This window comes from Phenylobacterium sp., assembly GCF_036402295.1.
In the GTDB taxonomy this organism is placed as follows: Bacteria; Pseudomonadota; Alphaproteobacteria; order Caulobacterales; family Caulobacteraceae; genus Phenylobacterium.
In genome coordinates this window covers 1-17,932 of sequence record NZ_DASWTE010000004.1, presented here as the reverse complement: position 1 = coordinate 17,932, position 17,932 = coordinate 1, and the positions used below count along the sequence as shown (strand labels likewise).

At 70.7% G+C, this 17,932-nt stretch carries 12 protein-coding genes; 2 read left to right on the top strand and 10 right to left on the bottom strand.

Annotation, left to right across the window (positions count from 1 at the left end):
• The first annotated feature begins 38 nt into the window (after positions 1–38).
• Positions 39–539, top strand: a complete 501-nt coding sequence (locus VGD44_RS00165) for a cytochrome c family protein (protein ID WP_331082615.1) — start codon at positions 39–41, stop codon at positions 537–539.
• Positions 540–764: 225 nt separating this feature from the next.
• Here the strand turns inward: VGD44_RS00165 and VGD44_RS00160 are convergent, their stop codons facing one another.
• The 4 genes from VGD44_RS00160 to mnmH all read right to left on the bottom strand — a co-directional run bounded on the left by VGD44_RS00160 (position 765) and on the right by mnmH (position 7,308).
• A complete protein-coding gene (locus VGD44_RS00160) occupies positions 765–3,995 on the bottom strand; it encodes an efflux RND transporter permease subunit (RefSeq protein WP_331082613.1) in 3,231 nt (1,076 codons plus the stop codon).
• A complete protein-coding gene (locus tag VGD44_RS00155; RefSeq protein WP_331082611.1) occupies positions 3,995–5,227 on the bottom strand; it encodes an efflux RND transporter periplasmic adaptor subunit in 1,233 nt (410 codons plus the stop codon). The genes VGD44_RS00160 and VGD44_RS00155 overlap by 1 nt, the downstream gene beginning before the upstream one ends.
• A 191-nt stretch (positions 5,228–5,418) precedes the next feature.
• The gene (locus VGD44_RS00150) at positions 5,419–6,189 is read right to left on the bottom strand and encodes a class II aldolase/adducin family protein (RefSeq protein ID WP_331082610.1); all 771 of its coding nucleotides are present in this window, start codon (positions 6,187–6,189) and stop codon (positions 5,419–5,421) included.
• Positions 6,190–6,219: 30 nt separating this feature from the next.
• Positions 6,220–7,308: a tRNA 2-selenouridine(34) synthase MnmH gene (gene mnmH / locus VGD44_RS00145; protein ID WP_331082608.1), complete on the bottom strand. Its 1,089-nt coding sequence runs from the start codon at positions 7,306–7,308 to the stop codon at positions 6,220–6,222.
• A gap of 41 nt (positions 7,309–7,349) precedes the next feature.
• Between mnmH and selD the strand changes: the two genes are divergently transcribed.
• Positions 7,350–8,393: a selenide, water dikinase SelD gene (selD, locus tag VGD44_RS00140; protein WP_331082606.1), complete on the top strand. Its 1,044-nt coding sequence runs from the start codon at positions 7,350–7,352 to the stop codon at positions 8,391–8,393.
• Between the two features lie 2 nt (positions 8,394–8,395).
• Here selD and VGD44_RS00135 read toward each other — a convergent pair whose 3' ends face one another.
• From VGD44_RS00135 to VGD44_RS00110, 6 genes are all read right to left on the bottom strand, one after another.
• Positions 8,396–11,332 carry a pitrilysin family protein gene (locus tag VGD44_RS00135; protein WP_331082604.1) on the bottom strand — a complete coding sequence of 979 codons (2,937 nt, stop codon included), beginning with the start codon at positions 11,330–11,332 and terminating at the stop codon, positions 8,396–8,398.
• Positions 11,333–11,401: 69 nt separating this feature from the next.
• Positions 11,402–14,533 carry a CusA/CzcA family heavy metal efflux RND transporter gene (locus VGD44_RS00130; RefSeq protein WP_331082602.1) on the bottom strand — a complete coding sequence of 1,044 codons (3,132 nt, stop codon included), beginning with the start codon at positions 14,531–14,533 and terminating at the stop codon, positions 11,402–11,404.
• 10 nt (positions 14,534–14,543) lie between these two features.
• Positions 14,544–15,782, bottom strand: coding sequence for an HlyD family efflux transporter periplasmic adaptor subunit (locus tag VGD44_RS00125; protein ID WP_331082600.1), 1,239 nt, complete (start codon positions 15,780–15,782; stop codon positions 14,544–14,546).
• A complete protein-coding gene (locus VGD44_RS00120) occupies positions 15,782–17,044 on the bottom strand; it encodes a TolC family protein (protein ID WP_331082598.1) in 1,263 nt (420 codons plus the stop codon). Before VGD44_RS00120 ends, VGD44_RS00125 begins: the two co-directional genes overlap by 1 nt.
• Positions 17,045–17,096: 52 nt before the next feature.
• Complete coding sequence (locus VGD44_RS00115) at positions 17,097–17,453, bottom strand: hypothetical protein (protein ID WP_331082596.1); 357 nt, start codon at positions 17,451–17,453, stop codon at positions 17,097–17,099.
• 55 nt (positions 17,454–17,508) lie between these two features.
• Positions 17,509–17,932 (bottom strand): FGGY-family carbohydrate kinase (locus VGD44_RS00110; RefSeq protein WP_331082594.1); only part of this gene is annotated, 424 nt, incomplete at its 5' end.

Below are 17,932 nucleotides of genomic sequence, written 5' to 3'. Positions count from 1 at the left end.
GCCGAATTCAGCCACAAATTCCGTCGGAGACGAATTGCATGCGCCTGGGACCGATCCTCGCCGCCACCGCCCTCGCCGCCCTTGCGGCCGCCTGCAGCCCGTCCCAGGACAAGTCGGCTGACGCCGGTTCCGCCACGCCGACCGCCCCGGCCGCGCCCGAAGCTTCCGACGCCGAGAAGCAGGCGATCCTGGCCTCGTACCCGGCGCCCTACAACGCAGCCGACCTGGCCAACGGCAAGTCGAAGTTCGCGCTCTGCCAGTCCTGCCACACCATCACGCCCGGCGGCGCGAACATGACCGGACCCAACCTGCACGGGGTGTTCGGGAAGAAGTCGGCCGGCCATCCTGACTACAAATATTCCGACGCGCTGAAGAACGCCGGCTTCACCTGGGACGCCGATCACCTCAACCAGTGGCTGGAAAAGCCCCAGACCTTCCTGCCCGGCACCAAGATGACGTTCGCGGGTCTGAAGGACGCCAAGGACCGCACGGACCTGATCGCCTACCTGATGGTCGAGACCGGCCACAAGGCGCAGTAGGCGGCTCGCTCAAAAAGCGCAACAGATTGTCGCTGGACAACCTTGACGCGCAGGTCTGCACGGCCCATGGTGAGTCTGTCGACGAAGAGCATCTGTCTGGTTCGACACCCCAATCCGAAGGGTGGCGCCCCCCGCCGCCTGCCGGGCCCAGGGACCTGACACCCCCCCTTATTCCAGGTTCCCTGGCGCCCGTCGGATGGGGCGCGCATTCAGCACAAGCCGGATCTATTCGGCGGCGTTGGCCACGCGGGCCTTCTCGGCTTCCTCGAACGCCTCGATGCGGCGCGCCGTCGCCATTGGCGATTTCGTGAACCTCGCCAGCATGTTGTAGAACACCGGCACCACGAACAGCGTGACCAGGGTGGCGAAGATCGCCCCGAAGAAGATGGTCACGCCAATGGTCTTGCGCGCCTCGCCGCCGGCCCCGCCCCAGACGATCAGCGGGATCGCGCCGGCCGCCGCCGAGATCGAGGTCATGATGATGGGCCGTAGGCGCAGGCTGGCGCTCTCGATCACCGCCTCGCGAATCGACAGGCCCTCGTCGCGCAGTTGATTCGCGAACTCTACGATCAGGATGCCGTTCTTGGCCGCGATGCCGATCAGGATGATCAGGCCGATCTGGCTGTAGGTGTTGATCGAGGAGTCGGCGATCAGCAGCCCGAACAGTCCGCCGACGGCCGCCACCGGCACGGTCAGCATGATCACCGCCGGGTGGATCCAGCTCTCGAACTGCGCCGCCAGCACCAGGAAGACGAGCAGCAGGGCCATGGCGAAGGCCAGGCCCACGGACCCGGACGCCTCCAGGTAATCGCGCGCGCCGCCACCCCACTTTATGGTCACCGCACCCGGCTGCTTGGCGGCCTCGGCGCGGAAGAAGGCGATCGCCTCGCCCATGGAGTAGCCCGGGTTCAACTGGACGTTCAGCGAGATCGAGCGCAGGCGGTCGACGCGCGAGCGGTCGGGGGTGTCGCCGCGCACCTGGGTGGTTACCACCGACGACAACGGCACGGTCTCGCCGGACTGCGCCCGCACATAGAGCCGCGACAGGTCGGCCTCGGTCTGGCGGCGGTCGCGGTCGGTCTGCAGGAGCACGTCGTACTCCTGGCCGTTCTTGATATAGGTCGTCACCCGCCGCGATCCGAACATGATCTCGAGCGCGCGGCCAACCTGCTGGGCCGAAACCCCCAGCGCGGCAGCCTTCTCGCGGTCGATGTTCACCCGCACGCGCGGGCTGGTGGGCTCGTAGTCGAGGCGCGGCCGCGCCAGGCCGGGGTTGTCGTTCGCCGCGGTCAGGATGGGCGCCATCCAACGCGCTATCTCGGGATAGTCGGTCCCGACGCCGATGACCTGCAGGTTCGTACCGCCGCCGCCGCCCGGGCCGCCGCGCTGCAGCCCGCCCTCGGCCGAGACGATGGCGCGCACCGAGGTGATGGACGACAGCTCGCGGTTCAGCCTGGCCGCCAGCTCTGGCGCGGTGATCTTGGCGTCGTCCGAGAGGATCGTGTTGCCGCCGCCGGTGTTGAACGAGTTGTTCCCGAAGCGGGGCATCGAGAACACGTAGCGCTCGAGCGTGCCGTCCTTCACGTAGCGGTTCAGCACCTGCTCGACCTGGCGGGCGGCGGACAGGGTGTAATCGAAACCCGCGCCTTCCGGCCCGACGATCATCACCTGGGCCCTCCGCCGATCCTCCTCGGGCGTCAGCTCGCGCGGCAGGACGCTGAACACACCCCAGGCGGACAGGCCCAGCAGCACGACCAGCGCCGATGCGGCGATCGAGACGCTGCGCTTGCCGAGCAACCCCTCAAGCGAGGCGTGATACGACGATTTCAGCTTGTGCATCGCCGCATCGACGTTGCGCGCGATGAAGCCCTCGCCCTTGGCCGGCCGCAGCAGCTTCGAGGCCAGCATAGGCGACAGCGACAGCGCGAGCAGCGCCGAGAACGCAATCGCCGACGCGACCGCTACGGCCAACTCCACGAACAGCCGGCCGATGAAGCCCGGCAAGAACATCAGCGGCGCGAACACCGAGATCAGCACGATGGTGGTCGCCACCACGGCGAAGAACACCTGGCGCGCGCCACGCTGGGCCGCCACGATCGGCGGCTCGCCCTCGTCGATCCGCCGCTGGATGTTCTCGACCACCACGATGGCGTCGTCGACGACCAGGCCGATGGCCAGCACCAGGGCCAGGAGGGTCAGGAGGTTGATCGAAAAGCCCAGCGGGGCGAGCACGATGAAGGTGGATAGGATGCAGATCGGTGCGACGACCGTCGGGATGATGGCCGCGCGCGCCGTCCCCAGGAACAGGAAGTTCACCAGCGCCACCATCGCCAGCGAGATGGCCATGGTGATCCAGACCTCCTCGATCGCGTGGCGGGTGAACTCTGTATAGTCGACTGAGACATCCAGCTTGGCGCCCTTGGGCAGGCTGGTGTTGATCTCGGCGATCGAGGCGCGGACGCCTTCCGAGATCTCCAGGTCGTTGGCCTGGCTCTGGCGGAAGATGGCGATGCCCACCATGTCGCGGCCGTTCATGCGGAACAGGCGCCGGTACTCGTCGGGACCTTCCTCCACGCGCGCGATGTCGCCCAGGCGGGTGATGTAGCCCTGCGCCGCGGTGGCGCCGGTCACGTCGCGCATGGCGCCTTGGACGGCGCCGGCGCCGGCAGCGGTTCCACCCAGCGCCGCCGAGCCCTGGGCCTGGACCGTTGCACGGCTGGGGACCACGGGCATGCGGGCGAATTGCTCGGGCGTCGCGTAGCCGCGTGCTACCCGGATGGTGAAGTCCTTGGCGGGCGCTTCCAGCGAGCCGGCCGGCAACTCCGCGTTCTGGCTGTTCAGCGCCGCCTCGACGTCTTCCACCGTGATCCCGCGCGCCGCCATGGCGTCGGGGTTGAGCCAGATGCGCATCGAGTAGAACTGCGCGCCGCCGACGCCCACGTTCGCGACGCCCGGCACCGTCGAGAGCCGTTCGACCAGGTAGCGCTGGGCGTAGTCCGAAAGTTGAAGCCTGTTCATCGTCGTCGACGTCAGGTTCAGGAACATGATCGGCGATGAGTCGGCGTTCGCCTTCTGGATCTGCGGCGGGTCGGCCTGTTCCGGCAGCTGGGCCGATACGCGGCTCACCGCGTCGCGGACGTCGTTCGCCGCGTCGTCCAGGTTGCGATCTAGCTTGAACGAGATGTTGATCCGCGAGGACCCGTCACGTGACGCCGAGTTGATCCGGTCGATGCCCTCGATGCCCGCGATCTGGCGCTCGATCACCTCGGTGATCCGTTCCTCGATGACCTCCGCCGAGGCGCCGCGATAGTTGGTCGAGATGCCCACCACCGGCGGGTCGACGCTGGGCAGCTCGCGCACCGTCAGCGAAGTGAACGAGGCGAAGCCCACCACGCTCAGGATGATGGCCGCGACCGCCGCGAAGACCGGGCGGCGGACCGAGATGTCGGAGAGCATCATACGGCCGGCCTCGGAGGTGGCCGCGGTCCACGCGGATAGGCAGCCGGTGCGGCCCCGCCGGACGGATCGGCCTTGCCGGGGATGGCGCCCATGCCGGGGGTGCGCGCGACGAGCACCGGCTGGCCGGGCTGGATCTTGTTCAGGCCGTCGGCCACCAGCCGCTCGCCCGGACGGACGCCGTCGACGATCTCGACATAGCCCTGCTGGCGCAGGCCGGCCACGATCGGGCGCTGCTCGGCCATGGTGCGGTCGCCGCGCTGCTGCAGCACATAGACGAACGAGTTGTCGCCCTGCACCGAGACGGCCGACTCCGGTGCGCTGGCGCTGTTGCGCTGGCCGCGGCTGACACCGACGCGGATCAGCATGCCCGGCTTCAGCTTGCCCGAGCCGTTGGCGAACTCGGCGCGGGCGGTGATGGCGCGGGTCCGCTCGTCGACGCGGGTGTCCAGCTTGGCGATGCGGCCGGTGATCGTCTCGCCGGGAAAGGCGTCGGCGACGGCCAGCAGCGTCTGGCCCTCGCGGAGCTGGCCCAGGTAGCGTTCAGGCACCTGGAAGTCGACGCGGATCACCGAGATGTCGTCCAGGGTCACGATCGGCGCGCCGGGATTCACCAGGGCGCCCGGAGCCACGTCCGACAGGCCGACGACGCCCGCGAACGGCGCGCGGATCATGCGGTCGCCCTTCCGGGCGCGAGCTGCGGCGAGGTCGGCCTGCGCGGAGCGCCAAGTGGCCTCGCGCTGGTCGACCAGCGCCTTGGAGGCCCAGCCCTGGTCGCCCAGGGTCTTGTACCGGTCGTAGGCGCGCTTGGCCTCGACCTGCCGGGCTTCGGCCTGGGCGATGCCGGCGTCCTGTTCGGTGTCCTTGAGCTCGACCAGCACGGCGCCGCGCGGCACCCGCTGGCCGTCGGAGAAGCGCACCCGCTCCACGAGCTGTGTCGCCGCTGCGGTCAGCGTCACGGACTGGCGGCCCTTGGCCACGCCCAGCACCTCGATGGTGTCCTGGAAGGCGCGGGGCTGCACCACCGCGACCGAGACCATCGTTGGCCCGCCGAAGCCTCCGGGGCCGCGCCGACCCACCGGGCCACCTGCGCCGCCCGCCTTGCCCTGGGCCATGGCCGCCGGACCGCCTTCGCCGCCGGACTTCTTGGTGAGCACCTTGAGGCCCCCCGCCACGACCATCAGCGCCAGGACCACGAGAGCCGCAAAAAGGAAGAAATGGCGTTTGATCAAACTGCGGGGCTCCGTCGCCCGCGCGAATGCAGGCGTTCTACTGACGAACTGGTGGCGCTCTTACGACCGCTCCATACACCGGGTCCGGTGACAGGAGGATGGCTCAAGGTTGCGGGGCTGAAACTTGTCCCGCAAACGCAAACGGGCGCCCAACGGCCGGGCGCCCGCGTTCCAAGTCTGGCGACGGATCGTCAGGCGTCGTAGCCGGGCAGCTCCCGATCCAGCTTCCGCAGGCAGCCCGGCCAGGCCAGCGCCCCGCCGATTCCGCCTCCCACCTGCGACTTGACCTCGGCCTGCGAGGCCTCGGGCGCGATCAGCACGTTGGCGCGGCCCGCGGACATCGCCTTGACCTGCATCGTGCAGGACCGCTCCAGATAGTACATGCCAACCCAGCAGTTGGCCGCCGTGTCGCCCACGGCCAGCGTGCCGTGGTTCTTCAGCAGCATCAGCGTCTTGTCACCGATATCCGCGACGAGGCGCTCGCGTTCGTCGTGGTTCAGGGCGATGCCCTCGTAGTCGTGGTAGGCGAGCCGCGGCAGCACGATCAGCGCGTGCTGTGACAGCGGCAGCAGCCCCTCCTTCTGCGCCGCCACGGCCACTCCATCGTCGGAGTGCAGGTGCATCACGTATTTGGCGTCCTCGCGCGCGGCGTGGATCGCCGAGTGGATCGTGAAGCCCGCCGGATTGATGAAGTACGGCGTCTCCTGGAGGATGGCGCCGTCCAGGTCGATCTTCACCAGCGACGAGGCGGTGATCTCCTCGAACAAGAGGCCGTACGGGTTGATCAGGAAGTGGTGCTCCGGCCCCGGGATGCGGGCCGAAATGTGGGTGTAGATCAGGTCGTCCCACCCGTAGAGCGCCACGAGACGGTAGAGCGCGGCCAGGTCCACGCGCGCCTGCCACTCCTCGGCGCTCACCTTGCCTTGCAGCGAAGCGACGCCGGTGACGGAACCGTCAGCCATGGCCGTTCTCCCAATTTAGCTTGCCGTTGTTCACTTAAGCGTCGCGCCCCGGGGCCCGGGCGTCAAGCGCGCCACGAGCCGGACCACCTCGTCCACGGCGGCGCCGAGGCTCGCCGGATCGTGCGGGACCAGGTCGGCGACGCCCAGCAGGGGCCGGTCGTGCCGCTTGCGTGAGCGGTCGTAGGCCGGGTCGTAGTGCAGCGCCATGATCGCTTCGGCGAGTTCCGCGAACGCGCCGGCGTTCGCCATCGCGCGCCACTTGGCCTGCCGCTCTGCGCTGGGCTGCACGGGCAGGCGCCGGAACGCCTCCTCCAGCGCGGCGCGGTCGGCGATGATGTCGCTGTAGGTCGCGACCAGGTAGCGGGCGCGGTCCGGCCGCTCGGCCAAGAGCTCGATGCGCGGCGCCTCGGCGAGGCGGTTCCACAGCGCCGGCGGAACCATCCGGTCTCCGATCTTGCTGGACTCCGCTTCGGCCACCACCGGCCGGGCCGGATCCAAGCCGTCCAGCACGCCGAGCAGCCGGCTCTCGAACAGCTTCTGGCTGGGCTGAGCCTGCCCCGCCAGCGCTCCGAACAGCGAGCCGCGGTGCGCCGCCAGGCCCTCGAGGTCCAGGGTCTGCAGGCCCCGATCCGCCAGCCGGCCCAGCATCTCGGTCTTGCCCGTGCCGGTGTGCCCGTCGAGCAGCACGAACCGCAGATCGAGCCTTCCGTCGTAAAGCCGGCGGACCACCTCGCGCCGATAGGTGCGGTAGCCCCCCGTCAGCACCGTGGTGCGCCAGCCCACTTGGGAGAGGATCGTGGCCATGGCGCCCGAGCGCATGCCGCCGCGCCAGCAGTAGACCAGCGGCCGGAAGCCGCCCGCCCGATCGGCCAGCGCCGTGTCCAGGTGCCGCGCGACGTTGCGGGCCACGTAGGCCGCGCCGACCCGCCGCGCCTTGAACCGCGACTCCTGGACGTAGATCGTCCCCACCTCGGCCCGCTCTGCGTCGCTCAGCACCGGCAGGTTCACCGCGCCCGGCAGGTGGTCCTCGGCGAACTCGCCGGGGCTGCGGGCGTCGATCAGCATGTCGAACCGCGCCAGGGCCGCGGCCGTTACGTCGTCGGTGACCTCCAGGCTCATGGCGGTGCTATAGCCCGGTTTCCGCAGCCGGAGAGTCCCGCATGTCCGAAAACGTCCGCCTGACGAGCCTCGCCCACGGCGGCGGCTGCGGCTGCAAGCTGGCCCCGGCGGTGCTGCAGGACATCATCTCCCGGGTGCCCGCGGCGGCGGCCTTCCCCGACCTGCTGGTGGGAACCGAGACCTCGGACGACGCGGCGGTCTGGCGGCTGAACGACACCCAGGCGCTGGTCGCCACCACCGACTTCTTCATGCCGGTCGTCGACGACCCGTTCGACTTCGGCCGGATCGCCGCCACCAACGCCCTCTCCGACGTCTACGCCATGGGCGGCGCGCCGATCTTCGCGCTGGCCATCGTCGGCATGCCGGTGAACACGCTCGACGCCGACACCATCGGCCGCATCCTGGCGGGCGGCGCGTCGGTCTGCGCGGAGGCGGGCGTCCCGGTGGCCGGCGGCCATTCCATCGACAGCGTCGAGCCGATCTACGGTCTCGTGGCCCTGGGCCTAGTCCACCCGGACAAGGTGCTGACCAACAAGGGCGGCCGCGCCGGCGACGTGTTGATCCTCACCAAGCCGTTGGGCGTGGGCGTGCTCAGCGCGGCGTTCAAGCAGGAGCGGCTCGATCCCGCGGGCTATGCGGCGCTGATCGACAGTACGACGAAGCTGAACGTCCTGGGCCGGCGCTTGCCGGACGTGGCGGGCGTCCACGCCGTCACCGACGTCACCGGCTTCGGCCTGATCGGCCACGCGCTGGAGATGGCGGGCGGCGCAGGCCTCACCGCCGAGCTCGACGTGGCGGCCCCGCCCCTGCTCGACGGCGTGGAGGCCCTGGTGACGGCCGGCGTGCGGACCGGCGCCTCGGGTCGCAACTGGGCCAGCTACGGCGCGAAGGTGACAGACGCCACAGGAGTTCCGGACTGGCGCCGCGACCTCCTCACCGATCCGCAGACCAGCGGCGGCCTGCTGATCGCCGTGGCGCCGGAGGCGGCCGACCGGCTCATGGACCTCGCCCGCGCCGACGGCTTCGGACGGGCGGCGGTGGTCGGACGGCTCGTCGCCGGCCCGCCCGGCGTCCGTCTCGTCTAGCGCTACTTGTCCGCCACCTCGTCCTTCACGGCCATCGGCGCTCCGTACGCGAGCCCCGAGAGGCGTCCCGTCTGGGTCTTGGCGTCGCCGACCACCACATAGGTCATGGCGTCGGTCCGCAGGTGCTTGGCTGCCAGGGCCTGGACCTTGTCGACGGTCATGCCCGAGACCACCGCGGCTTCCGCCTTCAGGTAGTCGCGCGGCAGGCCGTAGTCGCCGATGGCGGCGAGGATGCGCAGCTTGGCCTTCGGCGTTTCGAAGGCGCGGGCGTTGCTCTTGCTCAGGAACGCCTTCGTCACCTCCAGGTCCTGGGCCGTGAAGGTCTTGCCGTAGTCGCGAACGATGTCGCGGATGAGGGACGCCGCTTCCAGGGTTACGTTGGCGCGGACCGGACTGGCGATCTGAAAGGCCCCGTCATAAGAGCCGCCGCGGAACGTCGAGCGGACGCTGTAGGTGTAGCCCTTGCTCTCGCGCACCTCCTGGGTCAGGCGGGACGCAAACGCTCCGCCGCCCAAGATGAAGTTCATCACCGTCGCCGGGTAGTAGTCGCGGTCGGCGCGGCGCACCGACGGATAGCCGAACAGCAGCATCGACTGCTTGGCGTCGGGCAGGTCGTAGAACACCACGCGCGAGGTGGTCGGGGCCTCGGGAACCGGCGGCTTAGGCACGCGCGCGGACCCCGCCTTCCAGCGCCGCCCCAGGTCCCTTAGGGCCGTGGTGGCCGTAGCCCGGTTGACCGCGCCGACCACCCGGAACCGCGCAAGGTTCGGGGTTACCGCCCGGGCATGCAGGGCCTTCAGCTCCGCCATCGTCAGCGCCTGGACGGACGCCTCCGTGCCCAGCGGGTTCACGCCCAGCGGATGGTCGGGGCCATAGGTCACGTGGCTCATCACCCGGCTGGCGAGGGCGGCGGCCTCGACCCGGCGGCTTTGGATCGCCGCCACGGCGGCGGCCTTGGTGAGCGTAAGCTCGGTCTCGTCCCACCGGGGCTCGACGATCATCTCCTTCACCAGGTCGAGGGTTGGGCCGAAGTTGCGGGCCAGCGTGCGGCCGCTCACCAGGAACCGTTCCTCCGTCGCCGTCACAGCCACCTCGGCCCCAAGGGCCTGCAGGGCTTCCTCGAACTCGGCGCGGGTGCGCTTGGCCGTCCCCTTGGTCAGCATCTGGGCGAGCAGGTTCGCCGCCCCGGGCTTCTTCGGATCGTCGAACAGGCGACCGCCGTCGATCGACAGTTCGAACGTCGCGAGCGGCAGTTCGCGGTCGTCCACGCCCATAAGCTTGAGGCCGTTCGGGAGCCGCGCCTCCCAGATCGCCGGCGTCTTCACCTGGGGCGCGGGGCCGTACGGCGGCTCGACCGTGCGATCGAAGCTGGACTTGGTCGGCTTGTAGTTGGCCTGGCCCGCGTCCGGGTCCACCGGCTTCTCAGCGCCCTGGACGATCTTCTCCTCGACCACCCGCGCCGGCGTCGCGCCCTGCAGGGCGAGGTCGAGTTGGTCCCGCGGCACGAAGCTCGCCGCCACATGGGGCCGGCCCTTCACATAGGTCCGGTAGACCCGTTGCACGTCCGCCGCGGTGACGCCGCGCAGCATCGCCAGATCGCGATCCGCGTAGTCGGCCGTGCCGGCGAACACGTCGTAGCGCGCAAGGTTCTGCGCCTTGCCGAGCACGCTCTCGAAGCCGCGGTAAAACTCGGCTTCCAGCCGCGTCTTCACCCGCGCCAGGTCCTGCGGATCGACGCCCTCCTTCTCGAACCGGGCGAGGCCTGTGTCGACGCCCGCGCGCACCCGGTCCAGGTCGACGTCCTTGAAGGCCTGGATATTGAGATACTGCTCACCGGCCAGCACCCCGTCATAGGCGTCCGCCGCCACCTTGGCGGTCAGCATCTGCTCATCGATCAGCACCTTGTTCAGGGGCGCGTCCTTGCCGACCGTCAGGAGGTCGAACAGCACCTTCAGCGCCCACGCGTCCTTGTGATGCCGGGTCACGCCGGGCCAGGCCAGGGACAGCTGCGGCAGTTCGGCGAAGGGGTCGGCGTAGGAGACGCTGCGGCTCGCGCGAAGCGGGGCGGGCCGCGGCTTCGGGCGGCCGGCGACGGCGCCCTTCGGAATCTCGCCGAAGTACTTCTCCACCCAGCGGCGCGCCTGCACCGGGTCGAAGTCGCCGGCGATCACCAAGGTCACGTTGTTGGGCGTGTACCAGCGGCGATAGAAGGCCTTCACGTCGGCCAGCGTCGCGACATCCAGGTCGGCCAGCGAGCCGATCACCGGCCAGCTGTACGGGTGGTCCCTCGGATAGAGCTCGGCCAGCAGCACGCCGGGCATCTGGCCGTACGGCTCGTTGTCGACGCTCTCGCGCTTCTCGTTCTTGACGACCTGCTTCTCCTTGGCGAGCACCGGGTTGGTCACGGTGTTGATGAAGAAGCCCAGCTTGTCGGCCTCGGCCCAGATCATCTTCTCCAGGGCGTCGTTGGGCACCGTCTGCAGATAGTCGGTGATGTCGCGGTCCGTGGAGCCGTCGGCGCCCGAGCCGCCGACCCGCGCGCTCAGCCTGTCCAGGCCGCCCTTGCCGAGGTTCTCGCTCTCCAGGAAGAACAGGTGCTCGAACATGTGCGCGAAGCCGGTGCGGCCCGGCGTCTCGCGCGACGAGCCCACGTGGGCGGCCAGCACCACGGCGGTGACCGGGTCGGACCGGTCGATGTGGAACACCACGCGCAGGCCGTTCGACAGGGTGAACTGCTGCACCGGGACCAGCTGGCCCTGGGGAGGCTGGGACCGCGGGTTGGCGGCGGGCCTCGGGACGGCGGGCCGGTGGGCGGCCGGCTTCGGGGCCACCTGCTTAGCGACCTGCTTCGGCGTCTTCGGGGCGGCCGGCTGGGCCACCGCCGCGCCTGCGGCAAGGCCTGCGACGATGACCCAGACGGCGAGGGACCGACGCAACATCGTGTTTTCCTTCGGCAACTCTCAAGCTTAACCATTACACGCCCAAGCATCCAGCCAGTGCGAACAACGTTAGGCCGCCGCTCCTCGCCGGCGATGGACCAGCAGGTATAGCGCGGGCAGCACCAGCAGGGTCAGCACGGTGGAGGAGATCACGCCGCCGATCACGACGGTCGCCAGCGGCCGCTGCACCTCGGCGCCGGCGCCGACATTGAAGGCCATGGGCACGAAGCCCAGGCTCGCCACCAGCGCGGTCATCAGCACGGGCCGCAGCCGCGTGAGCGCCCCCTCGCGGATCGCGGCCTCCAGTGGCCGGCCTTCGCCGATCAGGCTGCGGATGAAGCTCACCATCACCACGCCGTTCAACACCGCCACGCCGGACAGCGCGATAAAACCGACGCCCGCCGAGATCGACAGCGGCAGGCCGCGCAGCATCAGCGCCGCGACGCCGCCGGTCAGGGCCAGGGGCACGGCAGAGAACACCAGCGCCGCGTCCTTGGCCGACCGGAAGAGCACGAACAGCAGGCCGAAGATCACGACCAGCGCCGCCGGGACCACGAGCTGCAGCCGCTGCCCAGCCGACATCAGCTGCTCGAACGTGCCGCCATAGCCGATCCAGTAGCCGCTGGGCGGGCGCACCTGCGCGTCCACCTTGCGGCGCACCTCGGCGATGAACGAGCCCAGGTCGCGGTCGCGGACGTTGGCCGTCACCACGACCCGCCGCTTGCCGTTCTCGCGGCTGATCTGGTTGGGCCCGATCTCGACCTCCACCCGCGCCACGTCGGCCAGCGGCACGAACCGCCGCGGCCCCGTATCGGTCGCCGGCAGGGGCACGCGCAGTTCCGAGATGCGATCCACCTGGCCGCGGACATCCTCGGGCAGCCGCACGACCACGTCGAAGCGGCGATCCCCCTCGAACACCTGGCCCACCACCTTGCCGCCCAGCGAGGCCGACACCAGCTCCTGCACGTCGCGGACGTTCAGGCCCACCCGCGCCAGCGCCGCGCGGTCGGGCGTGATCTGCAGCACGGGCAGGCCCGTCGTCTGCTCGGTGCTGACGTCCTGGGCGCCCGGCACGCCGGCCACCACCCGCTCGATCGCCTCGCCCAGCTCGGCCAAGGTCTCGGTGTCGTCGCCGTAGACCTTCACCGCCACGTCGGCGCGCACGCCCGACAGCAGCTCGTTGAAGCGCATCTCGATCGGCTGGGTGAACTCGTAGTTGTTGCCCGGCACGGTCTCGACCGCCTCCTCGATCTGAGCGACCAGCTCGGCCTTGGTCTTGCCAGGATCTGGCCAGTCGCTGCGGTCCTTCAGCATCACCAGCGTGTCCGCCACGCTGGGCGGCATGGGGTCGGTCTCCACCTCGGCGGTGCCGATCTTGCCGAACACCCGCTCCACCTCGGGGAAGCTCTTGATGCGCGCCTCCAGCGTCGCCTGCATCTTCACCGCCTGGCTGAGGCCGGTCCCCGGGATGCGCAACGCGTGGAGCGCGATATCGCCCTCGTCGAGCGTCGGGATGAACTCGGAGCCCATGCGGGTGGCGGCGAAACCCGAGAGCAGCACCAGCGCCGCCGCGCCGGCCGCCAGCGCCACCGGCCGACGCAGCGCCCAGTCCAGGGCCGGCGCATAGCCCCGCCGGGCGCCGCGCATCAGCCGGCTCTCGCTCTCCTCCACCCGTCCGGTGACGAACATCGCCACGGCGGCAGGCACGAAGGTCAGCGACAGGACCAGCGCGGCGGAGAGCGCCATCACCACGGTGATCGCCATCGGGTGGAACATCTTCCCCTCTACGCCACTGAGGGCGAAGATCGGCACGTAGACGAGGGTGATGATCAGCACCCCGAACAGCGACGGCCGGATCACCTCACCGGTGGCGCTGGCCGCCAGGCCGAAGCGTTCCTCGCGGTTGAGCAGGCGTCCGAGCCGCCCTTGCGCCTCGGCGAACCGGCGCAGGCAATTCTCGACGATGATCACCGCCCCATCGACGATCAGGCCGAAGTCGAGGGCCCCCAGGCTCATCAGGTTGCCCGACACCCGCGCCTGCACCATGCCGGTGATGGTGAGCAGCATGGAAAGCGGGATGATCGCCGCAGTGATCAGCGCCGCCCGCAGATTCCCGAGCAGGGCGAACAGCACCACGATGACCAGCAGCGCGCCTTCGAGGAGGTTCGTCTCCACGGTGCGGATCGTCCGGTCGACCAGCTTGGTGCGGTCGTAGACGGGCGTTGCGGTCACGCCGGGCGGCAGTGACTTGGCGGCCTCCTCCAGCCGGGCCGCCGCGGCGCGCGCGACGGTGCGGCTGTTCTCGCCCATCAGCATGAAGGCGGTGCCCAGCACCACCTCGCGGCCGTTCTGGGTCGCCGCGCCGGTGCGCAGCTCCTCGCCCAGCCCCACGTCGGCGACATCGCCCACGCGGATCGGCGCGCCGCTCCGGTTCACGACGATCACCGACGCCAGGTCCGCGACTCCGTTCGCCTGTCCCGGCACGCGGACCAGGTACTGCTCGCCATAGCGCTCCACATAGCCCGCGCCCACGTTGGTGTTGTTCGTCTCCAGCGCCGCGATCACCTCGCCCATGGTGAGGCCGTAGGCCGACAGCCGCTCGGGCCGCGGCGTCACGTGGAACTGCCGCTCGAACCCGCCGATCGAGTTCACCTCCGTGACACCGGGCGTGTTGCGCAGCTGCGGCCGGATCACCCAGTCCTGCAGGGTGCGCAGGTCTTCCGGCGAGTAGGCTGAGCCGTCCGGCTTCCGCGCGCCGGGCTTGACGTCGACGGTGTAGAGGAAGATCTCGCCCAGCCCGGTCGAGATCGGCCCCAGCTCGGGCGTGATCCCCTCGGGCAGCTGCGCGCGGGCCGCCTGCAGCCGCTCGTTCACCAGCTGCCGGGCGAAGTAGATGTCGGTTCCGTCCCGGAAGACGACCGTCACCTGGCTCAGGCCGTAGCGTGAGAGCGAGCGGGTGTATTCCAGCCCCGGCAGGCCCGCGATGGCGGTCTCCACGAGAAAGGTGATCCGCTGCTCGGACTCCAGTGGCGAGAAGCCGGGCGCCTCGGTGTTGATCTGCACCTGGACGTTGGTGATGTCCGGCGTGGCGTCGATCGGCAGGCGCTGGAAGCTCCAAACGCCGAGCGCCGCGCTCAGCAACGCCAGCCCCAGCACCAGCCAGCGCCAGCGGATGGACAGCGAGACGATCCGTTCGAGCATCGCGCGCTCCCTAGTGATCGTGCGCCGCGCCGGACTTCTCGATGTCCGCGCGGATCAGGAAGGCGCCGTCGGTGACGTACTCGGTCCCGGGCTCGAGGCCGCCCAGCACCTCGGTCCATTCGGGGGTCCGGCGGCCGAGCTCCAACATCCTGACCTCGTAGGTGTCGCCCACCTTGGCGAAGACGACTGTGAAGTCGCGGAAGCGCTGCAGGGCCTTGGTGCGCACGGCCAAGGGCGCCTGGCGACTCGCCACCTCGAACACACCCTCGACGCCCATGCCGGCACGGAAGGTCTCGGACGCGCCCGGCGGCAGGTGGACGTGGGCCGTCAGGGTCTGGCTGTTCAGGTCGGCCACCGGCACGATCGCCTCGACCGGCGCCGTCACGCGCCCGGCCCCGGAGAGCGTGCGGACCTCCACCTTCTGGCCCTGCCGGATGCGTTCGGCGTCGCGCGGATAGACGAAGAACTCTGCGTGCAGGTTCGTTGGGTCGGCGATGACGTACAGCGGCTCTTCGTAGGCCACGTCGCCGACGTTGGCGTTCTTCTGGATCACCACGCCCGAAATCGGCGCGGGGATCGAATAGGTCTGCAGGCTGTTCGATGACTCGACCCGCGCGACCACCTGGCCCTTGCGCACCTGCTGGCCGACCCGGACGTTCATGGCCATGATCCGGCCCGGGTACCAGGCGCGCACTTCGCCCTGCCCCTCGGGCGTCACCTCGACCCGGCCCGCCATCTCCACCAGTTCAGGCATGACCGCCGGACCGGCGATCTCGGTCTTCACGCCGGCTGCGCGGGTCGCCTCGGCGGCAATCCGTGTGCGCCCTTCGTACGACGGATAGACCCACTGGTGCGCCTTGCCGCCCTCCGCCGCGCGCACCTTCACGTCGAACGAGTGCGGCTCGCGCACCTCGCCGGCGCCGCGCAGGAAGTCGCCCTGCGGCGTGAAGCTGAAGCGGTCCACCTTGCCGCCGAGCCGCGTCAGCTCGACCTCGACCCGCACCTCGCGGGGGCTAAGGGGCCTGTCCTTGCGATAGGCGTAGACGTGGAACTCGGGCGGCACGCCCTCCTCGAAAATCACCAGCTCCACAGCGAAGTCGCCGTCGCGCAGCATCCGGCCACCGTGCGGCCCGCGCTCGGCGTCCTCCGCCGCGGCGTGTTCGTCGGGGGCGTCCGCTGCGGGACGCTGGCCGCAGCCGGCGACCGAGAGCGCGGCGATCAGCAACAGGGAAATCAAGGACGAACGCATCAGCGGCGCTCCTCGCTGGAAGGGGTCAGGAGCGACCGGTGCTTGCCGGTCAATCGATCGAGCTCGGCGCCGCCTACGTGGAAGTCGCGCAGCACCTCCACGCGACGCGCGCGTGCGTCGGCCAGGGCTCGCTGCGCCTCGGTGACGTCCGAGAAGCTGAAGCCGCCGCGGTTGAAACCCGCGGTGACCTGCTCGACGGCGCGGATGGCGTGCGGGATCAGCTCGGCGCGGATCCGTTCGGACTCCACGGCCAGCGCCCGCTGCCGCGCGACGAGGCGCACGATCTCGCGGTCCCGCGCCACCTTCCATGCCAGGAGGTCGGCCTCGGCTGCCGACCGCTCGGCCCGCGCGCGCTCCACGTTGGCCTGGTTCGCCTTGGCCGCGCCCAAAGGGATCGACGCGCCCACGACCAGCGCCACGTCCGAGCCGTCGGCGAAGTAGCGCAGGCCGCCGCTCAGCGCCGGATCGGCCACGCCACGGACCTGCTCCACCCGCACCACGGCGGCCGCGACGTCGCGTTCCGCCTCGGCCAGGGCCATGTCGGTGGGGCTCAGCTCGGGCAGGTCTGCGGGCGGCGCCACATTGAAGAAGTCGTCCAGGCCGAGCTCGAAGTCGCCTGGCCCGCCCCAGTAGCTCGCGGCGAGCGCCCGGGCCGTCCGCGCCGCCTCGCGGGCCCGGTCGCGGGCGATCTCGGCCTGGGCGGTGAGCGCCTCGGCCCGCGAGCCGGCGAACAGGGGGTCGCGCGCGCTCGTCACCCGGCGCACGACATCGGCCTGCGACTGCTGGGCGGCGACGAGGCGGGCCTCGGCCACCAACAGTTCCGCCTCGGCGGCCCAAGCGTCGGCATAGGCCTTCTGGGCGTCGCGCAGATGGTCCAGCGCCCGGGCCTCGGCGCGCAGGCGCACGACCTCGGCCTCGGCCCGCGCGCGCCCGACACGGGCCTCGCGCTTGCCGCTGCGTTCCAGCGTCCAGGCGTACGAGAGGGTCGTCTCGCTGCGGTCGAGCACCGAGTAGCCGCCGCTGCCGGCGACGTTCTCGGCCTCGAGGTTGAGCGACGGCGTGGGCTTGAGGCCGGCCTGGCGGATCGCCGCCTGCGCCGCCTCGCGCCGGGCCGTCGCGGCCGCAGTGCTCGGGTCGGCGGCGGCGGCCCGACGCAGCGCCTCGGCCAAGCGCAGGGGTTCGGCGGCGGACGGCGCCGCCAGGGCCACGGCGGCGGCCGCGGCGAGCAGGGCCAGACGCGGCCTGCGTAGGGGCATGAGCATGGAGGCTCCTCTCGGACGGAACGACGGCGCGCGGCGGCGCGCGGGGACGTCGTCAGGCCCGAGGCGGTCGCATCAATCCGAAGTGGGTCTCGGTGGCCAGTTCGGCGACCGGCGGCGCGCCAGGGCGAGCCGCTGTCCAGAGCCCCTCGCCCGCCGCCGGCGCTACCGTCGGCAGGTCATAGGCGGCGTGGTGGCAGTGGCCGTGGACGCAGGCGTCGGCCGCGGCATCGCGATGATCAGGGTCGGGCTCGGCCTGGCTGGGAGCCTCGACGGCGTGGGCGGCGATGGCAGGGCTCTCGCCCGGTCCGCAGATGGCGCGATCCAGCGCCGGCGCAAGCACCAGCACGCCCACCAGGAGGGCCGCCAGCGCGCCGGCCAACCGCCGCCAGATGTCTGCAAGCCCGACCATCGTGCGGGCGCTATACCGGCGCCGTCCGAAGGTGTGAACGCGTTAAAGTATACGCTCAGGCGCTCCGCACACGGTTCAGCGCGTCCAGCCAGCGCGCATAGGCCCGTTCCCGCGGATCCGACCCCATCCGTGGCGGATAGCCTTCGGTCTTGGGCCGCGCATTGGCCGCCTCTTCCACGTCGCGGTAGACGCCGGCCGCCACGCCCGCGAACAGGGCCGCGCCCAGCGCCGTGGTCTCCTCGACGGTGGCGCGGCAGACGCTGACGCCGGTGAGGTCCGCGAGCCGCTGACTGAACCAGGCGCTGCGCGCCATCCCGCCGTCGATGCGCATCTCCACATCGCCCTTGAACGCCTGGGGCGCGTCGGCCCGCATCGCCTCGATCAGGTCGCGCGTCTGCAGCGCGCTGGCGTCGAAGGCCGCGCGGGCGATCTCGGGCAGCCCGGCGTCGCGGGTCAGGCCGAACAGGCCGCCGCGGGCG

Excerpts from the sequence above, each read along its gene's own strand:
- VGD44_RS00165 (WP_331082615.1), top strand. The coding sequence starts at position 39 with ATGCGCCTGGGACCGATCCTCGCCGCCACCGCCCTCGCCGCCCTTGCG.
- VGD44_RS00160 (WP_331082613.1), bottom strand. The coding sequence starts at position 3,995 with ATGCTCTCCGACATCTCGGTCCGCCGCCCGGTCTTCGCGGCGGTCGCG.
- VGD44_RS00150 (WP_331082610.1), bottom strand. The coding sequence starts at position 6,189 with ATGGCTGACGGTTCCGTCACCGGCGTCGCTTCGCTGCAAGGCAAGGTG.
- mnmH (WP_331082608.1), bottom strand. The coding sequence starts at position 7,308 with ATGAGCCTGGAGGTCACCGACGACGTAACGGCCGCGGCCCTGGCGCGG.
- selD (WP_331082606.1), top strand. The coding sequence starts at position 7,350 with ATGTCCGAAAACGTCCGCCTGACGAGCCTCGCCCACGGCGGCGGCTGC.
- VGD44_RS00135 (WP_331082604.1), bottom strand. The coding sequence starts at position 11,332 with ATGTTGCGTCGGTCCCTCGCCGTCTGGGTCATCGTCGCAGGCCTTGCC.
- VGD44_RS00130 (WP_331082602.1), bottom strand. The coding sequence starts at position 14,533 with ATGCTCGAACGGATCGTCTCGCTGTCCATCCGCTGGCGCTGGCTGGTG.
- VGD44_RS00125 (WP_331082600.1), bottom strand. The coding sequence starts at position 15,782 with ATGCGTTCGTCCTTGATTTCCCTGTTGCTGATCGCCGCGCTCTCGGTC.
- VGD44_RS00120 (WP_331082598.1), bottom strand. The coding sequence starts at position 17,044 with ATGCTCATGCCCCTACGCAGGCCGCGTCTGGCCCTGCTCGCCGCGGCC.
- VGD44_RS00115 (WP_331082596.1), bottom strand. The coding sequence starts at position 17,453 with ATGGTCGGGCTTGCAGACATCTGGCGGCGGTTGGCCGGCGCGCTGGCG.